At 61.4% G+C, this 16,939-nt stretch carries 12 protein-coding genes; 10 read left to right on the top strand and 2 right to left on the bottom strand.

All coding sequences use genetic code 11. The features are described 5' to 3' along the window. The first annotated feature begins 4 nt into the window (after window positions 1-4). The 9 genes from L0F51_RS09535 (at window position 5) to allS (ending at window position 13,914) form a co-directional block, all read left to right on the top strand. On the top strand, window positions 5-2,785 hold the full coding sequence (locus L0F51_RS09535; RefSeq protein WP_234628941.1) for a Z1 domain-containing protein: 2,781 nt from the start codon (window positions 5-7) through the stop codon (window positions 2,783-2,785). Continuing rightward, window positions 2,782-3,801: a PD-(D/E)XK motif protein gene (locus tag L0F51_RS09530; RefSeq protein WP_234628940.1), complete on the top strand. Its 1,020-nt coding sequence runs from the start codon at window positions 2,782-2,784 to the stop codon at window positions 3,799-3,801. The genes L0F51_RS09535 and L0F51_RS09530 overlap by 4 nt, the downstream gene beginning before the upstream one ends. Next, window positions 3,794-5,614 (top strand): AIPR family protein, encoded by a 1,821-nt coding sequence (locus tag L0F51_RS09525; protein ID WP_234628939.1) that lies wholly within the window; start codon window positions 3,794-3,796, stop codon window positions 5,612-5,614. Before L0F51_RS09530 ends, L0F51_RS09525 begins: the two co-directional genes overlap by 8 nt. 899 nt (window positions 5,615-6,513) lie before the next feature. Beyond that, complete coding sequence (locus L0F51_RS09520; RefSeq protein WP_234628938.1) at window positions 6,514-7,782, top strand: MFS transporter; 1,269 nt, start codon at window positions 6,514-6,516, stop codon at window positions 7,780-7,782. A 1-nt stretch (window position 7,783) separates the two neighbouring features. After that, window positions 7,784-9,448 carry an acyl-CoA synthetase FdrA gene (gene fdrA, locus L0F51_RS09515; protein WP_234628937.1) on the top strand — a complete coding sequence of 555 codons (1,665 nt, stop codon included), beginning with the start codon at window positions 7,784-7,786 and terminating at the stop codon, window positions 9,446-9,448. Between the two features lie 17 nt (window positions 9,449-9,465). Continuing rightward, window positions 9,466-10,725 (top strand): DUF1116 domain-containing protein, encoded by a 1,260-nt coding sequence (locus tag L0F51_RS09510; RefSeq protein WP_234628936.1) that lies wholly within the window; start codon window positions 9,466-9,468, stop codon window positions 10,723-10,725. 159 nt (window positions 10,726-10,884) lie between these two features. Continuing rightward, complete coding sequence (locus L0F51_RS09505) at window positions 10,885-11,850, top strand: carbamate kinase (RefSeq protein ID WP_234628935.1); 966 nt, start codon at window positions 10,885-10,887, stop codon at window positions 11,848-11,850. Between the two features lie 14 nt (window positions 11,851-11,864). Beyond that, complete coding sequence (locus L0F51_RS20160) at window positions 11,865-12,815, top strand: DUF2877 domain-containing protein (RefSeq protein WP_234628934.1); 951 nt, start codon at window positions 11,865-11,867, stop codon at window positions 12,813-12,815. Between the two features lie 100 nt (window positions 12,816-12,915). Further along, the gene (gene allS / locus L0F51_RS09495) at window positions 12,916-13,914 is read left to right on the top strand and encodes an HTH-type transcriptional activator AllS (RefSeq protein ID WP_234628933.1); all 999 of its coding nucleotides are present in this window, start codon (window positions 12,916-12,918) and stop codon (window positions 13,912-13,914) included. A gap of 24 nt (window positions 13,915-13,938) precedes the next feature. Here the strand turns inward: allS and L0F51_RS09490 are convergent, their stop codons facing one another. Together L0F51_RS09490 and L0F51_RS09485 are read right to left on the bottom strand one after the other, a co-directional pair. Further along, a complete protein-coding gene (locus L0F51_RS09490; protein WP_234628932.1) occupies window positions 13,939-15,339 on the bottom strand; it encodes a serine protease in 1,401 nt (466 codons plus the stop codon). Window positions 15,340-15,474: 135 nt separating this feature from the next. Continuing rightward, window positions 15,475-15,993 carry a hypothetical protein gene (locus L0F51_RS09485; protein WP_234628931.1) on the bottom strand — a complete coding sequence of 173 codons (519 nt, stop codon included), beginning with the start codon at window positions 15,991-15,993 and terminating at the stop codon, window positions 15,475-15,477. Window positions 15,994-16,426: 433 nt separating this feature from the next. On the opposite strand from L0F51_RS09485, the gene L0F51_RS09480 reads away from it, so the two are divergent. Further along, window positions 16,427-16,927, top strand: coding sequence for an ECF transporter S component (locus tag L0F51_RS09480; RefSeq protein ID WP_234628930.1), 501 nt, complete (start codon window positions 16,427-16,429; stop codon window positions 16,925-16,927). Window positions 16,928-16,939 lie beyond the last annotated feature (12 nt).

Raw genomic sequence — 16,939 nt, 5'->3', positions numbered from 1 at the left:
TTCCATGTCGCAGATCGAGAACTCCATTACATCCATGGCGGTGGTGTTCATCCGCCAGCGGCATGGCGGAAGTGCCGTAACCCGCGAGGAGATTACGAGGGCCGTCCGGGAATGTGCATCTCTCATGACGGGAACGTCGGATAGTCCGGATATTGATCTGGAGGCGCTGGCCGCCGAGATCGAGACGCGGCTGGTGGTCAAGGTGGGCAAACCGACTACCCTTGTGGATCAGCGTGACCACGTTCCGTGGTACTTCGGAGACTGTAAATCGGACAGGCGGTTCTTCAGACGCTACTCGGAATTTCTCTTGCAGGACCAGGGATGGCCAGCTGCGACGGTCGAGACAATCGACGAAGCGACCGATCTTATTATGGAGCAACTGGAGGATCCGCAGCGAAGTGGGGTCTGGGATCGCCGGGGCCTCGTGGTGGGGCACGTCCAGTCCGGGAAGACGGCCAACTACGCCGGGCTGATCAACAAGGCAGCTGATGCAGGCTACAAGCTCATCATCGTTCTGGCGGGCATGCACAATGTTCTGCGGCAGCAGACGCAGCGTCGGCTGGATCGTGATGTCCTGGGCTATGACACCACGCCTCCGAAGAAGAATGGGCATGGCTACGTGCGCATCGGCGTGGGGGAACTGGATGGAAGTGTCCACGCCGAACATCTAACGACCCAGGCGGTCAACGGTGATTTCAGCCGTCGCCTTGCTGAGAATCTTGGAATAGGCGTGCAGCAACGCCCTGTCCTGCTGGTCGTCAAGAAGAATGCCAAGATACTCGAAAACCTGAATAACTGGGTGAGCGAGGTGCTGACGCCCAAAGGCGACACGGAAGCTCGCCCGCTCCTTCTGGTCGACGATGAGGCAGATCAGGCATCCGTGGACACTGGCGAACAGGTGTTCGACGAGGATGAGATACCGGACCCGGACTATGAGCCGAAGCGCATTAATGGGCAGATCCGCAGGCTGCTGAACGCCTTCACGCGGTCGGCTTACGTCGCATACACGGCCACCCCCTTTGCCAATGTCCTGATACATGATCAGGCGACTGCTGACGGCTTCGGTGACGATCTCTTTCCGCGAAGCTTTATTGTCAATCTGCCCGCCCCGTCCAACTATGTCGGGCCCCGAACGGTTTTCGGTATTGATCAGGAAGAGGATGAGGCCAGCGAGGGCGTCCTGGATGTCATTCGCACTGTCAAGCAAGAGAGAGAAGGCTGGATCAGGCAGGGTCATAAGAAGACCTTCACACCTCGTTTCAAGAACGAGGAGGAGATCCCTCCTTCCTTGCAAAAAGCGGTTCTTAGCTTTGTGCTCGCATGTGCGGCGCGTGCAGCGCGGGGCAAGCCCCAGGCCCACAACTCAATGCTGGTGCACGTTTCCCGGTTCAAGGATGTGCATCAGAGGGTCTTCGGTCAGCTTGATGCATGGCTGTCTGACCTGAAACGGGCGCTGCGGTACCGCACTGGGGCGGAGAAAATGGTTGAGCGGATGCGCCAGCTTTGGGAGGCTGATTTCGAGCCAACCTCAGCGAAGGTACGCAATCTTGACCTCGGGAAGGATATTCCGTTCACCCTATGGTCCTCGATCGAACCTCTGCTCGCGGACGTTGCTGACCGTATTCGCTGCCAGGTCGTCAACAGCGATCTGAAGGAGGGCCTTCCATACGAGGACTATGAGAAGCAGGGGCTCGGCCTGAATGTCATAGCAGTCGGAGGTGACAAGCTGTCCCGCGGGCTCACCCTGGAGGGACTCACCGTCAGCTATTTCCTCCGCCCCTCCAAAATGTATGACAGTCTGATGCAAATGGGGCGGTGGTTCGGGTATCGGCCAGGCTACGCAGACCTCTGCCGCCTCTATCTCACATCCGACCTCCAGCTCTGGTTCCGGCACGTAGCCACAGCGGCGGAAGAACTCAGGGATCGGCTCGACCATATGGCGAGCATCGGCTCAACACCGGAACAGTATGGTCTGCGCATACAATCGCATGAGATCCTCATGGTTACGGCGCAGAATAAGATGCGTCACTCCCGAGAGTTTCAAATCTCATTCCAGGGCGAGGCCAAGATACAGACAGTGTTCTTTCGGGACCGAAAGCCGAATGAGCACAATGCGGCGAAGGTGGTGGAATTCCTCGAGACGCTGGGGCGTCCTGTTGAGCGAAATGGCCAGACCGATTGGAGACGTCATGAAGGGCGACGTCTATGGAAGGGCGTGCCTGGGCTTGATGTGGCCGACCTCCTCGGTTCGCTGAACTTCCCGGAAGAGGCGCGGGACGTAAATGGATTGCGCCTGTCTTCCTATGTGCGCGAGCAGCTGAAGGCGGGCGAACTGACGGAATGGACGATTGCCGTTCAGTCCGGTCGGGGCGAAAGCCGGGAATGCTCTGGATGGTTGTTCGCAACGATTGAGCGGAAGCCACTGAGCCGCGGAAAAGACGTCGGACGGTACGTGGTCAAGACCATTCTCTCACCAAGAGACGAAGCGGTGGATCTCTCCCATGAGGAGTACGCTGCAGCTCTGGCTGAGACCAACCGCACTCGAGAGAAGCAGGAAAAGCCCGCTGCGGACAAACCTGATGGCGTGGATATCCGCAAAGTCCGAGGCCAGGACCCGAGGCGGGCTCTCCTTCTGCTCTACCCGCTTTCCCCGTCCAAGGCCGAGCTCTCCGATCTCGATGTTCCGGTGTTCGGCATTGTGGTGAGCTTTCCAGACTCGGAAAGTGGCAGGGCCGTCAGATACAGGTTCAACACTGTCGAACAGCGGTTTGAAATACTCGAATGAGCAGCGTCCGCTCTGAGCTCCTCCAGAAATGGGAGGAAGCAGCTGCAAGCCAGCCGGGAGGAACGGAGTGGCGTGCCATCGCCCTCTCCGTTCGACAACCGCTGCGCGTCCTGGCCGCCATCCGTGAGCCGGATGAGCGACCGGCCCTCCTTCTGGAAGCGCCCCTCTCCGACGCGCCTCATCGGCGTTTGCGATGGCACTCGGACGGCATCACCCTGATGGATCAGCGGAGGCCGAACGAGACAACAATCCGGCTGGCGATCACGCTTGAGCGGAATGCCTTGCGGGAAGTGTTTGAGGTGCTCGCGGCTGACCTCGTCGAAGTGGCGGCTAGGGCCCACCAGCCTTCCGGCGCAATTGCAGCCGTCATTCGAAGATTGGAGGCCTGGCAGGCGTGTCTCAAAGCACACCGCTCTGGCCTGTCGAGCGAAGAGCAGCTGGGCCTCCTGGGCGAGCTTGTCGTGTTGCGGCTGATCGCAGAGGAATGCGGCTATGCTGCAGCCGTCAGTGCGTGGCTTGGGCCGCTCGACGGCCTCCACGATTTCGATCGGCAAGGGACAGCAGTCGAGGTGAAGAGCGCTGTTGGCGTCGGTTCTCTCTTGCCGATATCCGCCCTCGATCAGCTGGATACTACCGGCCTTGCTGCGCTACTTGTCGCCCGGCCCCGTTTTCGTGAAGACCCTGAAGGCCTTTCGCTGTCTGGGATGGTTTTGGAGGTCATTGCGGAGATTGAAGACCATGCTCCTGCAGTCCTGATGAGTTTCAAGGATCGACTTCTGCGTGCGGGGATTATTTTAAGCACAGAAGGGCCCCCAGACGGCCTCAAGGTCAAACTTGAAGAGCTATACGGGTATTCCATCAGTCCTGATTTTCCGCGGCTTACCCGTTCCAATGTGGAGACGGCGATCACAGAGGCCTCCTACCTAATCGATGAAAGAGCTCTCGAAGCCTTCCTGATTGATGAGAGGGCGCTCAGAAGGGCCGCGAAGGCAATGGCGGAAGACAGCAATGGATGAGGAAGCCCTTGAGAGTTTCGCGCGGGAGTTGAAGGCCGAGGTCGAGGAATCGGTGAACTCCGGTGCGGGCAGTATCTATGAAGAAGAGGAGTTCACCCGCATCATCCTTGAGCGCCTTGCAGAAGAGGGGGCGGTCGAGAACCCAGTGCCCCTCTGGCAGGCTGGTCAGTTTGGCCGCATGAAATACCGGATTACCGGCTATTCAATCCCGGAAGATGAGGAGCGGCTGCTTCTGGTTACGACCGTTCACACGGGCGAGGTTCCGCCTCGTCCGCTCACGAGCGATGAGGTTGTGGGCGCCTGCAGGCAGGCGCTCAGATTCTACGAATGCAGCTGTAAGGGGCTGCACGAGAAGATTGAACCCTCGAACACGGATGCGAGTGATCTCGCGCGAAGAGTGTTTGATGCCCGAGATGATATGCATGTGTTGCGCATTCTGCTGTTGTCAGACGGCATAACCGGCCTCCGATCCTTCGACACGAAGAAGGCCGCGGATGGGACGCGTATCATCGTCGATCTGTTTGGCATCGAACGCCTGCACCGCATTCTCGGAGAGGGGCTCGGACGGGACGACATCGCGATCGATTTCGGTGAGGAGCTCGGCTTGCCTCTGCCCGCGCTGAGGGCCTCTGGCACGGATGCGGATTATGAAGCCTATATGGCTGCTGTCCCGGGAGAGCTTCTCGCCAGCATTTACGAAAAGTACGGCACCCGTCTGCTTGAGCTGAACGTGCGGGCATTCCTCGGGGTGAGAGGGCGAAAAAGCGTCAATGCTGGTCTGCGAGGGACGATACGTGAGGCGCCTGGGCGATTCCTCGCCTACAACAATGGGATTGTCGCGACCGTCGACGACATCGAGGTCACTGAAACAGCGCCAGGCCTCTTGGGCATCAAGTCGGTACGTGGTCTTCAGATCGTCAATGGCGGCCAGACAACGGCCAGCCTGCACCGCGCCAGGCGCAACGATCGCGTCTCGCTGGAAGGCATCTCTGTCCCTGCAAAGATCATCAAGGTCGGCGGCGAGCATCTCGATGAGATGGTCAGTGCCATTTCGCGTTCCGCGAATAGTCAGAACACGGTTCAGCCCGCGGACTTCTCCGCGAATGATTCCTTTCATGTCGCAGTCGAACAACTGGCGAATAACACATGGCTTCCGGACGGCAGCGGCCGCTGGTTCTATGAACGTGCAAGGGGAAGCTACGGCGCCGCGGAATTGCGGGCCTCCTTCTCTGCGGGCAATAAGCGCCGGTTCGCCAAGGAGACTCCGAAGGCCCGACGGTTCTCAAAGACCGATCTCGCTCGTTATCTCAATGCCTGGAGTGGCGCTCCCCATCTGGTCAGTTTCGGTACGCAGAAGAATTTCCAGTACTTCATGCAGGCGATGAAAGATGAACGCCCGGCGGGCTTTGAGCCGGACGCCGCTTGGTTCAAAGATTTCATCGCAAAGGCGATTCTGTATCGCAGCGTGCAGTCTCTCGTGCGCGCTGCCAAATACCCCGCGTATCAGGCCAACATCGCTGCTTATCTGGTTGCGCTGCTCGCTGAGCATCACGGGGATCAGATTGATCTCAGCGCAATCTGGAACCGGCAGGCGATCTCGCCGGAGCTTTGCGAGATGATCCGCGACTGGGCCGGGGAGGTGGACACCGCTTTGCGACGCACTGCAGGCAGCAGGATGCCGAGTGAATGGGCGAAGAAGGAGGGTTGCTGGACGGCAATTCGTCAGCTCGAGTTCCGGGTTTCCGATCCCGCTCCACCAGAATTTGTTTCTATCCCAGCGAAGGTGGGAGGGCGGCAGGAGGCAGTTGGATGATGCCAGCTGCAGCCTCGTTCGTGCCTCAGCTCCGCGAGTGATGAATCCGACAGTGCGAGTCCTAGAGGCGGCAGAAGGCGCATGCACTCTCTGACGAGATAGGCCAACCGGCAGAAATCACCTCTGCGCCGCCGAGGTCTTGCCGACGTTGCCGAAATTTCGTATCCATTTGCGATCGCAGGCGGCCTAAAAATGCGAAAAATCGAGCTGTTTATTAGCGGCTTAGGAGTGTTATGGGTTCGAGTCCCCTAGGGAGTACCAGCGCCTAAGTCCTTGATGCGGGCATGTGGCGGGTTTTGTTTCGGAGTTTGGGTTTTGACCGCAAAGTCCGGTATGCGCGCTTCTCGGGATACTCTCTCTCTCTCTCTCTCTCTCTCTCTCTCGACATCCACACGTCTTCGGATCGGCCGTTTTGCTGGGGTGCGGTGCGGGCGGCGTTTTGTGCGGTGGTTGGGAGCGGTGTTGTTGAAGGGGGAGCGGTCGCTTCGGCTGCGCGGCATCGTCTTTCAGGGATGATCTCCTGTGCCTTCGGGGGGCTTCGGGCAAGGTCCATTTCCGTGCAGCTCATCGCCCCGTCACGACGAGTTTCGAGCAGGCGCTGGCCCAAAAACGTGGCCTGCGCTTGTGCGCGCCGGCGTTTTTGAGGGCGGATAGGCGGATTTTGAGGCCGGGCGGCGGCAGTCCTTTCAACAATCGAGCGATGACTGTTTGAAAGAGTGACGTTCGGGTGTCCCCCGCGGTTCTGCTTTCACAAATCTTGCGGCTCGGAATCCCGGGGTTTTCAAGGGGTTTTGCCCCTCTCCGCGGCCCGCTCTGTTGGAAAGTTTCGTAAAATCCGGCTTCGAAAAATCACTAGGGTCTCAGGAGTGAAACGAACTCCTTGAAGGGTGAGACCTCGGATGAACGAGCAAGTCCCGATTGAAGGCCGCGCCTCGGCTACAGCGTCGACGGCGGCCGCAGAAAAAGGTGGCATCCCCGGCTGGTGGATCACCATTTTCCTCTTCTGGCTCGGTTGGGTGTTCATGTACGCCGACCGAACCGTCCTCAGCCCAGTGATGCAGGACATACAGACCGAATTCGGCCTGAATGGGACCGAATTGGGGCTGATCAGTTCCCTGTTCTTCCTGGCCTATGCCGCCCTGCAGATCCCGGCCGGTATCCTCGGCGACCGCATCGGCCGCAAGAAGGTCCTCGTACCGGGCTTCCTGCTCTTCGGCGTCTTCACTGCCGTCAGCGGCATGGTCAAGACGTTCCCGCAGCTCATTGCCGCGCGCATCATCACCGGGGTGGGCGAGGGCACCTATTACGGGCCGCAATACGGTATCTCTTCGGAACAGATTCCGCAGAAATTCCGCTCCCTCGGCAGCGCCATCATCAATTCCGGCATGGCCTTCGGCATTGCGCTCGGCCTGATGATGTCGAGCTGGGTGGCCTATACGCTCGATCTCGGCTGGCGCATGCCGTTCTATGTGCTCGCGGTTTTGACCATGATCACGGGTCTGTTGATCTGGGTTCTGGTCAAGGAGCGCCCGCGCGCCAAAAGCGCCGAGGGCACGTCGCAAGGCTCGTCCTTCAAGTCGCTGATCAAGAACCGCAACCTGCTCCTCACCTATCTGATGGTGTTCTGCTCGCTGTTCGGGTTCTTCATGATCCTGACCTGGCTGCCTTACTATCTGCAGACAGAGCGCGGCATTCCGGCCGAAAACATCGGCAACATCGCCTCGCTCGTGGCCTGGGTGTCGATTCCCGGCGGGCTGCTCTTCGCCCACATTTCCGACCGGCTCGGCAAGCGTCGTCCGCTGGTTCTGGTCCTCGTCCCGATCGCGGCCATCAGCCTCGTCTCGATCGCCTTCCTCGACGACGTGAACCAGATGATCGCGGCGATCTGCGTCTACGGTTTCTTCGGCAAGCTGGCACTCGATCCCGTGCTGATCGCCAACGTCGCCGACAACGCCTCGAAGGAATCCTACGGCACCGCCTTCGGCATCTTCAACTTCGTCGGCATGTCGTCCTCGATCCTCGCTCCGACGATCGCCGGCATGATCGCCGACGCCACCGGCAGCCTCGCCGCCAACTTCTATCTCTCCGCCGTCATCCTGATCGTGGGCATGCTCGGCATGATGTTCATGAAAGACGTCCGCAAGTCTGCGGCCGAAAAGGAAAGTTGAGATGCTCAGTGCTCGACTGATCAAAGGAAACTTCCAGGATTCCGTGACCTTGATGGTTCTCTCCAGGGACCTTTCGTCCCTTCCCGAGGTGAACCGGGTGTCGGTGATGATGGGAACCTCCGCCAACAAGGACGTCTTCCGCGAAACCGGCATGTGGCACGACGATCTGGATGACGCCACGCCGAACGATCTGTGCATCGTCATCGATGCGGAAGGCGAGGATGCGGGTGTCGCCGACAAGGTCGCCGCCCAGGTGGAAGAGCGGCTTGCCGCCATGGCCAAGGGCGGGTCGAAGGCCCGCTATCCGGTGGCACGAAGCTTCCGGCGCGCCTGCGACCAGCTTCCGAAAGCCGATCTCGCGCTGATCTCCGTGGCTGGCCAGTACGCCCACGATCTGGCGAAAGAGGCGCTCGATGCCGGCCTCAACGTGATGATCTTCTCCGACAATGTCAGCGTCGAGGAAGAGCGTGACCTCAAGGAGCAGGCGCGGGAGCGCGGGCTCCTGGTCATGGGGCCGGATTGCGGCACGGCGATCGTCGGCAAGGCGCCTCTCGCCTTCGCCAACCGCATCCCGCAGGGGCCGATCGCCGTGGTCGGCGCCTCCGGCACCGGTCTCCAGGAGGTGACCTGTCAGATCGCCCGCGGCGGCATGGGCATCAGCTATGCCCTGGGCCTCGGTGGCCGCGACCTGTCGGAGAAGATCGGCGGAACCTCCGCCGAAACCGCTCTCGATTTCGTGGCGGCCGACGAGGCGTCAAAAGTCGTCGTCTTTGTTTCCAAACCCCCCGCGGCGGCCGTGCGGGCCAGGCTCCTCGACAAGCTGAAGCAGCTTGGCAAGCCGGCCGTCGCCCTCTTCCTGGGCGATCATCCCGACCGTCGGGACTTCGGCAATCTGCACCTGACACGCACGCTCGACGAGGCGGCAGCCTTGGCCGTCGATCTCGCCAAGGTCGAAGAGCAGGCGGCGAGCGTGCCGGCCGTCACGGCGAAGGGTATCCGCGGTCTTTATACCGGCGGCACGCTCGCCGGAGAGGCGGCGCAGCTTCTCGCGGAAGCCCTCGATCTGTCGTCGGATGCCGCCCATGACGAAGGCTTCATGCTGCGCACGGCGGAGCACCGCATCATCGATCTCGGCGATGATCTCTACACCAGAGGTCGGCCGCATCCGATGATCGACCCCTTCGGGCGCAACGAGATGATCCACGCGCTCGCCGAGGACGCGGATGCGGGCATTCTCATGGTCGACGTCGTGCTCGGCTTCGGCAGCCATGCCGATCCTGCCGGTGAACTCGCCCGGGCGGTGGAAGAGATGCGGGCGGCGCGCGGCGACAAGGCGCCGATCACCGTCATCGCCAATCTTACCGGCGTGAGCGAGGATCCGCAGGATTACGCCGCGCAGGCGAAGACGCTCGAGGATGCCGGCATCCTCATCGCAGACAGCGTGCGCATGGCCGTCCTTCTGGCGCTTCGGCTGATCACGCCGGCGAGGGCCGAAACGGCGAAGGCGTCTCCGCTTCTGAGCGAGCCGCCTGCCGTCATCAATATCGGACTTCGCGGCTTTGCCGACGATCTCGCCAGCAACGACGTCGATGTCGTCCACCTCAAATGGGAACCGGTCTCCGACAAGACCGAGAAGCTGCGTCGCATGGCCGCGTCCCTGATCTGATTCTGGAGTTTTCAAAAATGTACGCAACGATCAACGAAGCCAATGCGGCCGTTCTCGACGAGATGCGCAGCGCGCGGCCTTATCTCGTCGATGTCCGCCCGGCGCATGAATGCATCCCGGCGCTCTCCGAAGGGCATGTCCTGATGCATGCCGGCCCGCCCATCGAATGGGCGGCGATGACCGGCCCGATGAAGGGGGCGGTCCTCGGTGCCTGCCTTTACGAAGGTTGGGCGAAGACGACCGAAGAGGCCGAAGCGTTTGCGCAAAAGAGCGTCCGCTTCGTGCCCTGCCACGATCAGTCGGCGGTTGGCCCGATGGGCGGCATCACCTCCGCCAATATGCCGGTCCTCGTCGTGCGCAACGCCAATCAGGGAAACTTTGCCTATTGCAACCTCAACGAGGGCATCGGCAAGGTGATGCGCTTCGGTGCCTTCGAGGGTGAAGTGCAGACGCGGCTTGCGTGGATGCGCGATGTTCTGGCCCCGGTCCTGTCTGAGGCTCTGAATCGCAATTCCGACGGGCTTGAGCTCTCCGCGATCATGTCGCAGGCCATCACGATGGGCGACGAGTTCCACCAGCGCAACATCGCCGCCTCGGCGCTTCTGTTGAAGGCGCTCGCCGCCGACATCGCCATCGGCAGTGCGTCGGCCGCCGACAAGGAAGAGGTTCTGCGCTTCCTGGAGCGGACCGACCAGTTCTTCCTCAACGTGGCCATGGCCTATTGCAAATGCGTCATGGATGCCGGGCACGCCGTGGGCGAGGGCAGCATCGTCACGGCGATGACCCGCAATGGTCGCGATTTCGGTATCCGCGTCTCCGGCCTCGGCAAGCAATGGTTCACGGCGCCGGTCAACACGCCGGTTGGCCTCTTCTTCACCGGCTATTCGCAAGATGACGCCAATCCCGATATCGGCGACAGCGCCATTACGGAGACGTTCGGCGTCGGCGGGGCGGCGATGGTTGCGGCACCCGGTGTCACCCGCTTCGTCGGATCGGGCGGCTTCAACGATGCGTTGGAGACGTCTGAAGAGATGCGCGAGATCTATGTGGAAGCCAACACGACGCTGCAGATCCCGACCTGGGATTTCCAGGGCGCCTGCATGGGCCTCGATGTGCGGCGTGTGGTGGAAAGCGGCATCACGCCGGTGATCAACACCGGTATCGCGCACCGCGAGCCGGGCATCGGCCAGGTCGGGGCTGGTGTCGTGCGTCCGCCGCTCGAATGCTTCGAACAGGCGTTCGAGGCTCTCGTGGAAGCGCGTTCCAAGACCGCCTGAGCCGCATCGGCTGAGACGGGGCGGGCGCTTTAAAGCCCCGCCCCCTTTCTTTTTCGAACCGCTTTTTGATCGGGTTTTCCCCTCGACCGCTGTCGCGGCCGGGAACGGCCCCCGATTGTCTCAAGTCCAAGCAATTCTTCACACAACCAGGAGGTCGAGATGACCGAGGGTATCCCTCCGCGCCTGCTGATTGCCATTGGTGGAAACGCCACCCATCCCGAAGGTATTCGCGGCACTCCGGCGGAACAATTCGAGGTGGGCGCGCGTCTGGCGACAACGCTCCTGCCTTTGATGGAGCTCAACACCGAACTCGTCCTCACCCATGGCAACGGCCCGGTGGCGGGGAAAATCCTGATGCGCAACGCGATCGCGCGCGACCGCGTCACGCCGATGTCGCTCGACGTCTGCGGCGGCCACAGCCAGGGCGGTATCGGTTATGTCCTGATGCAGTCGTTCGAGAACGCGCTCAGGCGCGCCGGCATCGCGCGCGAAGTCGTCTATATGCTGACGCAGGTGGTCGTCGATGCCGATGATCCCGCCTTCGACAATCCGACAAAGCCGATCGGCTATTTTTACGATGAGGAAGAAGCGCGGGCTCTGACCCAGGAAATGGGCTGGGAGATGCGCGAGGATTCCGGGCGCGGCTGGCGCCATGTCGTGCCGTCGCCCGAGCCGCGTCATATCGTGGAGACGGCGATGATCGGCACTGCGGCCGCAGCGGGCGCTGTTGTGATTGCGGGTGGTGGTGGCGGCATCCCCGTCGTGCGGGACGCAGAGGGCGATCTCCACGGCGTGGAGGCGGTGATCGACAAGGATCGGACCTCCGTCCTTATGGCGAACCTTCTCGGTATCGACGATTTGATGATCCTGACGCCGGTGCCGCGGGTCGCGATCGATTTCGGCAAGCCGACACAGCGGCCTCTCGAGCAGGTCACTCTGTCGGAGATCCGCCGTCACCGGGCCGATGGACAGTTTCCCCCGGGCAGCATGGGGCCGAAGATCGATGCGGCCATCACATTCCTGGAAAACGGCGGCAAGCGCGTCCTCATCGGACGCATCGAGGACGCGGTCGCCATGCTGAAGGGTGAGGCTGGAACGTCCGTCACGGCCGACGATCTCGCCTAGGAAAGGAACCGGCGGTGATACGTCTCTTTCCGGTCACGATGGCGGGTGCCGGGGCTGCTCGTGTTCTCCCAGCGGGTGGCGAGGGGCGGATCATCGCCGTGTTCCGTCGCAGCTTCTATGCGGTGTTCGAGACGGGCCTCATCTGCGTCGGCCCGCCGGATTTTGGTCCGGGGCCCCTGCATCTGCTCGCTCCGATGGCCGGCATCGCGTCGTGGAGGTCATGGCTTGATGTCGGAGAGAGGGCGGTGGCCGAGGCGGGGAGGCTCTTCGTCGACGATCTCTGCTTCGATGCGCGGAGTGTTCGGCCGTGGCGGGCGTCTCCGCCCTCGCTCACCGCCGCGGACGGTCTTGCCCGCGGCCTCGCCCGGCTGGCAACCGCGGCGGAGGATGCCCGTCCGGCGGGCCTCGGCAAACTGATTGTCTCTTTGGACGGTCATGTCCCGGCAGACTTCCTCGCTTCAGAGGATCCCGTCCTCGCCAAGGCTCTGCCGATCATCGACGCTCTGATGGGGTGGGCAGGCCGTGCGGAGATCGCCAGAGATGCGCCTCTGCCTTCCGTGAAGGGGATGCTCGGCCTCGGGCCGGGCCTGACGCCCTCCGGCGACGATTTCCTCGCGGGCTTTCTGGTCGCCTTGCAGCGCCTCGGTGCGCCGCACCTCGCCGATCGGCTCGCTTCCTCGGTTCTGCCACTCGCCGCGACGGAAACCAACGCGATCAGCGCCGCCTATCTTGCCTGGGCCGCCAAGGGCGAGGCTGCGGCCAGTCTGATCGATGCTTTTGCCGAAATCTCCGACGGCGGCGCCGATCTCAACCCGCATCTCGAACGCGTTGCAGAGATCGGTCACAGTTCGGGATGGGACTGCCTGACGGGAATGGCGTTCGCTGCCCGCGCAATGCTGCCGGCATTGGTGTGCCGCGAGCAAAGCGTTGCGGAGGCATTTGGTCGCTATGCGCGGCCCCTTTAAGCAATCCCGAGCTAATCTTTTTGCCGCTTGCGGTTCGGATCGCTACAGTCTTCTCAGATTGTTCTTTCCGCCGCATTTTGCGCAAAGAGATGCTGCCGCCATGAACTCCGGTCTGCCCAATCTCGATCTCGAGGCCATTCGCACATTCGTGGCGGTGGCCCGGCTGAAGAGCTTTTCGGCCGCGGCTCAGCATCTGCATCGCACGACGTCTGCGATCAGCTACCGGATCAAGGCACTGGAAGACCGCGTCGGCACGCCGCTTTTCGTGCGTACCACCCGTCAGGTGACGTTGACTTCGGCGGGCATGGTTCTTTTGGAAAAAGCCACGCAGATTTTCGAGTGGCTCGAAGAATTGCCGGACGAGCTGCGCCAGGTCGGCAACAATGTCGAGCCGCACTTCAAGCTCGTCATCAACAACCTTCTTTACGATGCCGGTGCTGCTGCGGCGTTGCTCGACAATTTGAGCCGCGCCTTTCCTCATACGGAGTTCGAATTCAGGCTCGCCGTTTATATGGGCGTGTGGGACGAGCTGTTGCACAATGGCGGGCATATGGCGCTGGGCGCGCCGGGCTTTCATACGATCAACGACGATTTCCGTACGCATGCGCTCGGCACGATCCATTGGGTTTTCGTGGTGTCGCCGGAGCATCCGCTGACGCAGGTTCCCGAGCCGCTGAGCGATGACGATTTGCGGCGCTTTCCCGCGATCAATGTCCAGGACACGGCGATCCGGCTGGTAAAGCGGGTCGCCTGGAAATTGTCGGGTCAGAAGGAACTGCTCGTGCCCGATCTCCAGACCAAGCTTCTTGGCCACCTGACCGGGGCCGGCATCGGCTTTCTGCCCGAGGTGATGGTGCGCGAGCATCTGCGGGCCGGGCGCCTGGTCGCACGCCGCGTGGTCCATCCGCGGTCATCCTCGCCCCTGTCGCTGGTGTCGCGTCAGGGAACCACCGGCCGCGTGTGTTCGCACCTGCAGGAGCTTTTCGTGCGCAAGGCCGATGTCGTCATGCCGCTCCTGAGACATGTGGATGTCGAGGATGCGGGGGAGATCTCCCAGGCAACCGACCAGAGCCTTCGCCCCGCGATCGTTCTCGACTGAGCGGCGAACGCGCTCTCCCGCCTTTCATTCGGGCCGACAGTGGAGCTGGACCGTGAATGGTTTTGCAATCTCCGCCACATCCGCGATGGAGGCAGGTTCAGACGTTCCTGAGGCATATTCGGGCTCGATGCCAGCGGAGGCTAAGAAGTTATCGATAAGTGAGGCCTTGAGCGCGAAGTTGACATTCTGAGGTAGGGTGCCGGCTATCTCAAGCGTCCTCAACTCATCAAGCTTACTGGTGACGAGACCCACGATGTTGCCGTTACGGTCAACGAGTGGCCCTCCCGAATTGCCGGGTTGAATTGGTGCGCTGATCCGGAGGATTCGGCTATCTCCGCCCAGCCCACTTAAGGCATTGACGTTGCCTCCTGTCACCGTGAGCGTGTCGGCCATTGCAATGGTCAGGGGATAGCCGAGCGCCACAATCTCCTCCCCGAGACGGACGGGGCCTCGCCGAAGCTTTGCTGGGGTTCCGCTCCTTCCGAGGCTCTCTAAGACCGCAAGATCGTTCGTTGCATCTGTCCGGAGGAGGGAGGCCTTTCCATAACCGACGATCTCAATCGCACCGCAGTCTTCGACGACGTGGCCGGCGGTAACGATATGGTTCTCGTCAACGAAAAAGCCGCTGCCGAAGCCTTCATGGGGCTCGGGCGCATTCGGCGTGATGCTTGGGGACGTGACCGGCCGGGCTGGGGTTTCTTGCGGGCTGCTTGAGGTGACGCGGGCGCCGCCGACCGACAGACTGTTTGATATGGCGATAGCAAGCGGGCTGAATACTGCGTCGACGTCCGGAGTCCAGGCGAGCGAGAAGCCGCGGGTCTCGAACCGGCCGCGTTGGAAGCGGGTATAAAAAATCTTGCCGTGTGTCATGCCGCTTACGATGAAGAAGCTGGGCTTGATCGTTGAGTAGCTGACGTGGCGGGTCGTCTTTTCGGTCGTCAGCCGATCATACAGGTCCGTGTAAGCTGTTTCGTTGACCGGAATGCTTACCGTTTCCAGTTCCACCGTGCCGTTCGAACTCTCCCAACGGCTTCCCCGCGACGTAGAGCCGGCAGGATGGAGCAATGCCGTGGGAACGCCCAGCGTTAACCCCGCCGCGGCGTCATCGACGAAACGAAACCCTGTGAGAGTCCAAAGTGCAGCGGCTTCGGAAATCAGGGTGTCTCGCTCGGACGGAGACAGAACTCCATCCTTTGGCAGGCCGTGTCGTGTCTGAAAGTTGATCAACGCTTCGTAGGTACGTCGGCCGAACAAGCCGTCTGCCAATGCGACGTAATTATCTGTGAACATTAGTGAAAATTGCAGAACTAGGCGATCGTCCTGATCGAGCGAACGGAACCACGTCCTGCTCGCCGAATAGTCTGCGAGTGCGGCAGGGGTGAAAGCAAAACACAGTAGAGCGGATGCAATGACGCGTATCAGCAATGTTAATCCCCCGCGCCCGACATGCCTTGCAGCTTATCGAGTGCGTATGGGCAATCCAAGTTTTTCGATGTCACAGATCGCGGCCTTCGGTTTACGCAACTCGCGACTTTGTGGGACCTCCGGCGCGCGTGATCCTCACGGGAAGAAGTTGATGTGGACGATGCCGGGTTGGATGCCTGTCGTCATCGGTGCGGCGATGATCTGGCCGCTTTCGTAGGGAACCGCGTAACCGCCTTCGCCGTAATCGGCGAAGGGCTTCACGGAGGAGGCGTTTGCGCCCGTCTTGGCGGCGAAATGGTCCGCCAATGCCTTGCTCAGGGCCATGCCGTCTCCCGAGCCCATGACGATGATGCTGCAATGGTCGGCGATGCTGGAGAAGCCGATTTTGACCGAGGCGTTGATGCCGTCGGGGCCGGTGAAGCTCGCATATGTGATCGATCCGGCGTTCGTACCGGATTGGTTGCCGAAGGTTTTGGAGCCCGCAAGAGCGGCGATCGCTTTCGTGAGGTTTCCGCCGTTGGCGAGGCAGTATTGCTCGAAATAGGAGGCGGCTTGAGCGGGGCGGCCGTTCAAGTCGGCGGGACCTGCATTCGCGGAAGAGATCGTTCCAGCCAGGACGAGGCCCGCCAGTCCCAAGGCGATCTTTTGCATCATGACGTCATTTCCAATCGGGCTGAGTGTGGTGATTTGAGCGCTGCCGTTCGGGGGACCGGCAGGCTCTTGGGGAGGTGGCGGTGAAGGGCGTCATTGACCCGCCTTCGCCGCGAGAGGTGTCGCGCCGTCCGGCCTGGGTGGCCGAATATTTGGCGCGAGCGGCGGCTCTCGGGTGAAGGCTCACCTTCGAGCGGGACTAAACGGCGCGCCCGCCTCCGGGCAAGAGAGAGGCCTCGCCGGGGCGGGTGTTGCCGGCCAATGCTTGTGGAAATCCCCACCTCGAGCGCCGGTTCTTTCCGTGTGGCGTTGGCGGCTATGCAGGTGACGTGGCTTGACGTCAGGGAAATGTTCGGCAAACCCTTCCGCCCACATCCGAAATCGGCTTCGGCCGCTTGCCCTGCGTTTCCTCCCCTCAAGGCTTCCGGTGCCTTTCATGCGTTCCTCTCTGACCCGCTCCCTGATCATCGTCGCCGTCTTCTCGCTTTTGTCCTTTCTTCTCGGCTTCGTGAAATTCGGCGGTGCGAGCTCCATCGCCCTCGACGCGTTTCCCTCGTATTTCGTCGCCGGCTTCTATGGCCCGCTTCTCGGCGCGCCGGTGGCCGCCGCCGCGCATCTTCTCTCAGCCGTTTCGGGCGGCTTTCCGTTCTCGGTTCCGGTGCATCTCTTCATTGCGGCGGAACAGGCGCTCTGGGCGTATCTCTTCGGCGCCATCCTGCGGTATTCGAACGATGTGTGGTTCCTGGTCGTCGCCGTTCCGGCCGGTATCGTGTGCAACGGCTATCTCGGGCCAAAGCTGATCGGCTGGGTCTTTCCAGCCCTCGAGGCGCCGGTAAGCGGGCTCATTCCGGTTCTGCTCGTGGCGAGCGCGGTCAATGTGGCGCTCGCGGCTGCCGCGATCCTGGCGCTCCGCAAGACGCCGCTCGGTCATACCTGACCCATATGTGAT

Source organism: Afifella sp. H1R (assembly GCF_021462425.1).
GTDB lineage: Bacteria > Pseudomonadota > Alphaproteobacteria > Rhizobiales > Afifellaceae > Afifella > Afifella aestuarii.
The sequence above is the reverse complement of the archived record's forward strand: the minus strand, read 5'-3'. Positions and strand labels throughout refer to the sequence as shown.

What these genes read in the sequence shown, in the direction of transcription:
- L0F51_RS09535 (WP_234628941.1), top strand. Translation starts at nt 5, where the DNA reads ATGTCGCAGATCGAGAACTCCATTACATCCATGGCGGTGGTGTTCATC.
- L0F51_RS09530 (WP_234628940.1), top strand. Translation starts at nt 2,782, where the DNA reads ATGAGCAGCGTCCGCTCTGAGCTCCTCCAGAAATGGGAGGAAGCAGCT.
- L0F51_RS09525 (WP_234628939.1), top strand. Translation starts at nt 3,794, where the DNA reads ATGGATGAGGAAGCCCTTGAGAGTTTCGCGCGGGAGTTGAAGGCCGAG.
- L0F51_RS09520 (WP_234628938.1), top strand. Translation starts at nt 6,514, where the DNA reads ATGAACGAGCAAGTCCCGATTGAAGGCCGCGCCTCGGCTACAGCGTCG.
- fdrA (WP_234628937.1), top strand. Translation starts at nt 7,784, where the DNA reads ATGCTCAGTGCTCGACTGATCAAAGGAAACTTCCAGGATTCCGTGACC.
- L0F51_RS09510 (WP_234628936.1), top strand. Translation starts at nt 9,466, where the DNA reads ATGTACGCAACGATCAACGAAGCCAATGCGGCCGTTCTCGACGAGATG.
- L0F51_RS09505 (WP_234628935.1), top strand. Translation starts at nt 10,885, where the DNA reads ATGACCGAGGGTATCCCTCCGCGCCTGCTGATTGCCATTGGTGGAAAC.
- allS (WP_234628933.1), top strand. Translation starts at nt 12,916, where the DNA reads ATGAACTCCGGTCTGCCCAATCTCGATCTCGAGGCCATTCGCACATTC.
- L0F51_RS09485 (WP_234628931.1), bottom strand. Translation starts at nt 15,993, where the DNA reads ATGATGCAAAAGATCGCCTTGGGACTGGCGGGCCTCGTCCTGGCTGGA.
- L0F51_RS09480 (WP_234628930.1), top strand. Translation starts at nt 16,427, where the DNA reads ATGCGTTCCTCTCTGACCCGCTCCCTGATCATCGTCGCCGTCTTCTCG.